This window comes from Halopseudomonas sp. 4NH20-0008, from assembly GCF_057548395.1.
The window spans coordinates 144,276-152,015 of the sequence record NZ_BAAJMD010000011.1; the positions used below are offsets into that span (position 1 = coordinate 144,276).

The window sequence follows — 7,740 nt, forward strand, 5'->3', positions numbered from 1 at the left end:
AGCCTTGTCCGTGGCTGAGCCAAACTCAGCCACGGACTCTGGCTTGCTGCTCAGACTTTGAACTCGGCCCAAACCGGCGCATGATCCGACGGTTTTTCCATGGCGCGGATATCGTAATCGATCCCGGCGCTGACACAGTGCGGCGCCAGCGCCTTGCTGGCCATCACCAGATCAATACGCAGCCCACGCTTGGGCACATCTTCAAAGCCGCGACTGCGGTAATCGAACCAGCTGAAACGATCATCCACGCCAGGATGGAGCTGCCGGAAGGTGTCGACCAGCCCCCAGTTCTTCAGGCGCGCTAACCACTCCCGTTCCTCTGGCAAAAAGCTGCATTTGCCGGTTTTCAACCAGCGTTTGGCGTTCTCGGCACCGATGCCAATATCGATGTCTTCCGGAGAGATATTGATATCGCCCATTACCACCAGGGCTTGATCGGTGCTAAAGCTATCCTCCAGGTGAGCCTGAAGATCCGCATAAAAGCGTGATTTAGCGGGAAACTTGATAGGGTGGTCTCGGCTTTCTCCCTGGGGAAAGTAACCATTGAAAACCACCACCGGATTGCCCTGTGAGTCAGGTACGGCGGCGCTGATCATGCGCTTTTGAGCGTCATCACCATCATTTGGGAAACCTTTCTTTACCCAAAGGGGCTCATCGCGGGTCAGCAGAGCAACCCCATAATGACCTTTCTGACCATGGAAATGAACGTGATAGCCGAGGGCCTGCACATCTGCCAGCGGAAACATGGGGTCGTCCACCTTGGTTTCCTGTAGACCGATAACGGCTGGCGCATGCCGCTCAACTATCTCTTTAAGCTGATGAGGTCTTGCTCGTAATCCATTGATATTAAAAGATACGAATTTCATGGGCTGTCCTGTGAATCGGCTTTTTCGTCTCGGATCGACTGTAAGCGAATGTTTATTTGTAACAGTCATTTAAGCTGAGCATGTTAGCATTCTGACGTAAATTCAAAGCTGGAAGTTGTTAATGGGCCGTTCTTTATTATTGATATGCCTGCTTTTTTTTGTTTCCGCAGTGCAGGCCCAGCTCGATGTACAGGTGCAACCGGCAAATAGCCGGGTAAAAGCCAATATCGAGGCCTTTATCGGTCCCGTTTCCGCGGATAATCGCAGACATATGTGGCGCCTTGCCCGATCCAGTCGTGAGCAGGCGCTCAAGGCAGCACAGGCGCTGGGCTATTATCAGGCTCAAATCAGACCGAACGTCAGCGGCCCTCGCGATCAACCAGTACTTGAGCTTGATGTCATATTAGGTGAGCCGGTAAGACTGAATGCCGTGGATATCCGTTTTGAAGGCCCCGGCCAAGGTGACGAAGCCTTTGATCTGCCATCCAGCACCCGTCTGAGACAGGGCGCTATCCTCAACCACGGGCACTATGAAGACATCAAAACGCTGATTTCCAATCAGGCGTTGCGCTATGGCTATTTTTCCGGACGCTTTGAGCGGCAACAGTTACGCGTGGATGTTGAAAACAACCTGGCGGATATCGAGCTGATATATCAAACCGGGGAACGCTTTCGCCTTGGCGATGTGATTTTTGATGAAACACCCTTCAGTGACGAACTGTTACAACGCATGGTCAGCTTTACACCCGACACACCCTACGATGCAGATCTGATAGCTGACTTGAGTCGGGACTTGCAGTCCAGCGGTTATTTCGAATCGGTTCAGGTCAGCGCGAATGCCGCCAATGCCAATGACGGCCTTATCCCTGTAGCTGCACGTCTTCGGGCTCGCGACAAACACTCACTCGGCTTTGGTGCCGGCTTTTCCACTGATGTAGGGCCCAGAGCGCGCTCGACCTGGACACAGCACTGGATCAACGCCATGGGCCATAAACGCGGTGCTGAAATGGAGGTCTCGGCACCGCGACAGAAGCTGGGTGCCTATTACCAGATCCCGCTTACGCCGCCACAAAACAGTTCATTACGGTTTTTTACCGGTTGGCAAAACGAGGATATTGATGACGTTGAAAGTCAGAGCCTGACTCTTGGTGGCCAGTACCAGCGACGTTTGGAAAGCGGTTGGGAACGGGTCATTGGTCTGCGCTGGGAGCAGGAGCGATTCTCCCTCGGCAATGAGTCTGGACGCAGTACGCTACTCATTCCCAGCGTCGCCTATCAACGTACCGAGAGCGATAATCAGATTGACCCCAGTAAAGGCTACAGTCTGCTATTGGACGTACAGGGGGCCAAGGAAGGTGTGCTGTCAGACATCGATTTTGTTCGGGTGAATGCCAGTGCCAAAGGGCTCTATACCATATTGGACGACCATCGCCTGCTGGCCAGAGCCAATCTGGGGGGCATTGCCAGCAATGGTTTTAGCAATGTACCGCCCTCCTTGCGCTTCTTTGCCGGGGGCGATCAAAGTGTTCGCGGCTATGACTTCCGCACGCTATCGCCTACAGACAGCTCAGGTGAGCGTGTCGGTGGCCGTTTTCTGATCGCAACCAGTCTGGAATATCAGTACGAATTTATCGATAAGTGGCGTGCAGCTACTTTTGTCGATCACGGCAATGCCATCGATGACCTTCTGGATGCACGCAAGACCAGCGTCGGCGTGGGCGTTCGCTGGGTATCACCGGTTGGCCCAATCAGAGTTGATCTGGCTCGCTCTATCAGCGACGCGGATGAAGGCTTTCGAATCCATTTTTCCATGGGTCCTGAACTGTGATTCGCTTTATCCTCAAAAGCCTGGTGCGGGGCCTGCTGATTCTCTTGCTGATACCTGTTTCGCTGGGTTTTCTGCTCGCCAGTGAGTCGGTCAATCGGTGGCTGGCCAACCAGCTTGTGCAACAGGAGTCGCGCCTGCAGTTCGAGTTCAATCAGGGGCATCTGTGGCGTGGCTGGGATCTGAGTAACCTGGTCTGGCAGGATGACAGCCTAACCATCCGCATTGATCATCTGCAGTTGGCTTGGTCGCCCATGTGCCTGCTGGGGCCTCGTTTATGCATCGACAGCCTGGGTATCGGCCGCTTGACTGTCCTGAGCGAGCCGACTGAAGATCAGGTCGAGCGTCCTGAATCCATTGTTCTTCCTGATATCCGTTTGCCTCTGGGCATCCAGGTGGATGATCTGCGTATTGCCGAGCTGTGGCTGGATGAAACAGGCCCCCTGTTGACAGATCTGCAGATGATTGCCCATGCCAGCGGCTCGCAGCTGTTGATTCATCGCTTTAGCGGAGCAGGCCCGGGACTGGACTGGCTGCTTGACGCCGATCTGACCATGCACGCCAACTGGCCATTGCGCATGAACCTGTCGGCCAATCTGCCAGAGCAGCAAGGCCAGCCCTGGCAGGCCGATATCCGCGCCGCTGGCAGTCTGGACCAGCTTGAGGTGACGGCAGTCAGTAGCGGCTACCTTCAAGGTCGACTGGAGTTGGAGGCCAGCCCACTGCAAGCCAGCCTGCCGCTCAGTCTGAACTGGCGCGGAGATGACTTTCTGGCGCTGCAGTCGCTGCCGCCAACCTTGACCCTGATGGCTCCCGAATTGACGCTTGAGGGCAGTTTGCCAGATGGCTATGAACTGGCACTGCAAGCTGACTTGCCGGGGGAGGGTGGCGATATCCGTCTTGACTTGACTGCACGCGCTGCACTAACCGGAATATCGGATATTGATCTACTGTTGCGCGTGGAAGAGGACAACCAGAGGCGTTTGCAACTGAATGGTGAAGCCAACTGGCAGGATGAGCTCAGTGCCGATGCCCAGCTCGAGATGCAGGCATTCCCTTGGGAATGGTTGTATCCGCAGGATATCGGTGCCATCAGCCTTCAGAACCTGGAGATGCAGGCGCAACTGCGTGGCCGCGAGCTGAGCGCAGAGACCAACGCCCGTATTGCCGGTGTGGCTGAGCAGGTCATGGCGCTGTCCTTCAGTCTGGCGGCCAATGAGCAGCAAGTCCGACTTGATCCTGTGAGCATGAGCACTGAGGCTGGCAGCGCCAATGGCAGCCTTGAGCTGGACCTGGGCGATAGCCTGGCCTGGCGCGCTCAGTTTAAGCTGGATAACCTTAATCCAGGGCTGTTTGTGTCACAGCTACCCGGCAGCCTGAGTGGCCCGCTGACCAGCCAGGGCAGCCTGGCCGGAGACGAGCTTGAGCTGTTTGCCGAATGGGCGCTAAAAGGTACCCTGCGTGCCCAACCGCTGGAGCTGAGTGGATCGGTCAACAAGGACGCCGATCAATGGTTGTTTGATGATCTGCTGCTGCGACAGGGCGAAAACCGTATAGCCGGTGCTGGGCGCTGGCAAGACCAGGTAATGGCCGGGCTGGATATCGACTTGCCACGCTTGAATACGCTGTGGCCGGGACTGCGAGGGTCCGTGGCTGGCCGTATTGATCTCAGCGGCAGTGCGTCAGCTCCCCGCATTCGAGCCGATTTACAGGCGCCCCGGCTGGGCTTCAATGAGCTGAACATCAGTGATCTCAATCTGCAGGCTGACGCCACGTTGTCCGATAATCTGCCCATGGATCTGCGCATCACGGCACAACGTGTACGCCAGGCAGACCAGCGCTTGGGCAATCTGGATCTGCACTTATCCGGTAACAAGGCGGAGCATACTCTGGCCCTGGTTGTCGAGCGCGGCCTGCTGGATGTTGACCTGAATCTGCAGGGGCGCCTGGACGCCACACACTGGCGTGGCCAACTGCGCAATACCCGGCTAGCTTATGAAGAACTGGATTGGCGTCTGGTGCAAGGCACCGAGATTGTTTATCGCCTGGCGCCGGCGCAATTACGCGTAGCGGCGCATTGTTGGTCACATGACGCCGCACGCCTGTGTTTTGAGGGTGAGCAGCGGCTTCTACCTGATAAACAGATCAACCTGGCCCTCAGCGACTTTCCGCTACAACAACTGGCACCACTGTTGCCGGAGGATTTCACTTGGCAGGGCGACATGAATGCGCGAATTGACCTGCGGCAGGCACTTGGCGGCCAACCCATAGCCAAGGTCAATATCAGTAGTCGCGACGGACAGGTCATGGTCGTCAATGCCGATCAAACCCTGGCTTTTCCCTATGACAGTCTGGAGCTGACCAGTGATCTGACGGCAAACCGGGCGAGAAATCGCTTCACACTGTCCAGCATGGGACTTGGTAATCTGCAGGTGGATGCTGATGTCAGCGATCCTGCGGGCCGTCAGACACTGAGTGGGCAGTACAGACTTGATGGCATTCGGCTGGACTTTCTACGTCCGTTCCTGCCCCAGTTGGATAGCATTCGTGGTGAGGTGAGCGGTCAGGGCGAACTATCGGGTGTGCTGCGTGATCCGCAGGTAGTGGGTGACATAGTGCTGACTGATGGCCATATCAGTGGGGCAGAACTGCCTGTCAGCTTTGAACAGCTGGGCCTGCGTGTACGTATTAATGGCCAGATGGCAGGTATTGATGGCGAGTGGCAAAGCGGGGAAAAAGGGCGGGGCACGCTGTCTGGCTCTGCGAGCTGGAAACCTGAGCTGGATATCAATCTGCAACTCGATGGCTCTGAGTTGCCAGTGCGTGTAGCGCCCTATGCCGATCTCAGTGTCAGCCCGGAACTGAGCATCATTCTGGCTGACAGTACCCTGCAATTGACAGGGCAGATCAGTATTCCTGAGGGTGAGATTACCGTCAGGGAGTTGCCGCCACAGGCAGTCAAACTGTCACCTGATGTGATCATTGTCGGTCAGGACCCCGCCGAGGACATCCCATCGCCGCTGGATGTGCGGGCGAATATCAGACTGGTCATTGGCGATCAGCTGAGATTTTCAGGTTTTGGCTTGAGTGGACGTCTCAGCGGCCGGATTAATGTTGAAGAGAATCTCAACGCCAGCGGTGACCTGAATATTCTCGACGGCCGCTACCGGGGTTACGGCCAGCGTTTAAGCTTGCGCCGCGCCCAACTGTTGTTCGCTGGCCCGATCTCCCAACCCTTCCTTGATATTGAGGCGGTCCGGCGCGTTGATGACGTCGTCGCAGGACTACGTCTTACCGGTCGGGCAGAGGCCCCCCAGTCAGAGGTATTCTCCGAGCCCGGTATGGCGCAGGAGCAGGCGTTGTCCTATCTGGTACTGGGTCGGCCATTGGGCGGTGATAGTGGTGATAACAATATGCTTGGCCAGGCGGCATTAGCCCTTGGTCTGGCTGGTAGTGCACCGCTGGCCAATACCATTGCCGGCGCTCTGGGTATCGAGGGCTTTCAGCTTGAAGCCGAAGGCAGCGGCCTGACTACCCAGGTGGTCGCTGCCGGTTACCTGACGGAGAAACTTAGCCTGCGTTATGGTGTGGGTGTATTTGAACCGGCAAACCAGTTGGCGCTGCGCTATGATCTGAGCAAACGCCTGTATCTTGAGGCCGTGAGTGGCTTTGCCAGCTCGCTGGACTTCTTCTACCGGATAGATTTTTGATGCAGGCGATAATATGTCATCGTCTGTATGACCCTGCGCTACGTGCGCATCCCTTGCGAGTATATGAGGAGTTTCCATGTCCAGTGTGACCCTAGGCGGTAACCCTATTTCCATCGGCGGCCAGTTTCTGGTCCAAGGTGATCAGGCACCAGACTTCAGCCTGGTGGCAGAAGACCTCAAGGACCTTGGCCTTGCCAGTTTTGCCGGCAAGCGCAAGGTGCTGAATATCTTCCCAAGTGTCGATACGCCCACCTGTGCCACCTCGGTGCGTACCTTCAACAGCAAGGCCAGCGCACTGAGCAATACCGTTGTCCTGTGCATTTCCGCAGATCTGCCCTTTGCCCAGAAGCGTTTTTGTGGTGCCGAGGGTTTGGCTAACGTAGTCAATCTTTCAACCATGCGGGGTAGCGAGTTCCTAAAGAACTACGGTGTGGCCATCGAGAACGGCCCGTTGGCAGGTATCGCTGCCCGCGCTGTAGTTGTGCTGGACGAGAACAACAAGGTTCTGCACAGTGAACTGGTAGGTGAAGTGGCTAATGAGCCAGATTACCAGGCTGCGCTGGCTGTTCTTAACTAAAAAGGCGAATAGGCTGACTCTCTAGTTCAACCTTCAGAGTCAGCATCACCCAAATGTGTCACAGTTGTGATACGAAAACCCTTTGTGTTGACATCAAGAGATCATAAATAATAATGCCTTGATAAAGTCAAAACCGAGGGACACGTCTTGAAAGACAAGAGAAGCCTGCTATCACTGGCTCTGGCCGCCGAACAGGCCAGTCTTAAACCCACGCCCATCAGCGTGTTTGAACTGGCGCATCAAAAATGGGTGGAAGGCAAACCCATCAATTTGAGCGAAATTGCCGTCGAACTGGGTATTGGCCGGGCCACCGTGTTCCGTTGGGTCGGCAGCCGTGACGCGTTACTGGAAGAGATTCTCTGGGCCCGCTACCTTTACGTTTTCAAGGATGCCCGCAAGAATGCGCCAGGGCAGGGCATTGACTACGTGGCTGAAGTTTTTCGGCGCATCATGCAGGCCATTCTGGATTCAGAAGCCCTGCAACGCTTTATCGAAGAAGACCCGCACTATGCATTGCGACTCTTGGCCGCCAGCCGAGAGTTACAGGCCAGACGTCACAAAGTCTGTCAACGCATGCTCGAAGAGCAAACGGCACATGGGTACCTCAAGCCACGTCTGGATATCGACAGCCTGGCCAATATCATCAACCGTATCACCGAATCCTTTACTTATAGCCATCCTTTGGTGGGTCGTAAACCGGCTGTTGATCAGGCCGTCACGGCAATTCGTATGCTGCTTGAGCCAGTGCCGCCAAGTGAGTCC

The 7,740-nt window shown here is 55.7% G+C and carries 5 protein-coding genes; 4 read left to right on the forward strand and 1 reads right to left on the reverse strand.

From position 1 onward, the window contains the following. Positions 1-50 precede the first annotated feature (50 nt). Positions 51-866, reverse strand: coding sequence for an exodeoxyribonuclease III (xthA, locus tag AC27HQ_RS12475; RefSeq protein WP_487156499.1), 816 nt, complete (start codon positions 864-866; stop codon positions 51-53). A gap of 121 nt (positions 867-987) precedes the next feature. Here xthA and AC27HQ_RS12480 point away from each other — a divergent pair, with 121 nt between their 5' ends. The 4 genes from AC27HQ_RS12480 to AC27HQ_RS12495 form a co-directional block, all read left to right on the forward strand. Further along, positions 988-2,694 carry an autotransporter assembly complex protein TamA gene (locus tag AC27HQ_RS12480; protein ID WP_487156500.1) on the forward strand — a complete coding sequence of 569 codons (1,707 nt, stop codon included), beginning with the start codon at positions 988-990 and terminating at the stop codon, positions 2,692-2,694. Beyond that, positions 2,691-6,401, forward strand: coding sequence for a translocation/assembly module TamB domain-containing protein (locus tag AC27HQ_RS12485; RefSeq protein WP_487156501.1), 3,711 nt, complete (start codon positions 2,691-2,693; stop codon positions 6,399-6,401). Before AC27HQ_RS12480 ends, AC27HQ_RS12485 begins: the two co-directional genes overlap by 4 nt. A gap of 76 nt (positions 6,402-6,477) precedes the next feature. Further along, positions 6,478-6,978 (forward strand): thiol peroxidase, encoded by a 501-nt coding sequence (gene tpx / locus AC27HQ_RS12490; RefSeq protein ID WP_487156502.1) that lies wholly within the window; start codon positions 6,478-6,480, stop codon positions 6,976-6,978. 147 nt (positions 6,979-7,125) lie between these two features. Continuing rightward, positions 7,126-7,740: QsdR family transcriptional regulator (locus AC27HQ_RS12495; RefSeq protein WP_487156503.1), on the forward strand; the 615-nt coding region annotated here is incomplete at its 3' end.

Coding starts and splice junctions, on each gene's coding strand:
- xthA (WP_487156499.1), bottom strand. CDS start 866: ATGAAATTCGTATCTTTTAATATCAATGGATTACGAGCAAGACCTCAT.
- AC27HQ_RS12480 (WP_487156500.1), top strand. CDS start 988: ATGGGCCGTTCTTTATTATTGATATGCCTGCTTTTTTTTGTTTCCGCA.
- tpx (WP_487156502.1), top strand. CDS start 6,478: ATGTCCAGTGTGACCCTAGGCGGTAACCCTATTTCCATCGGCGGCCAG.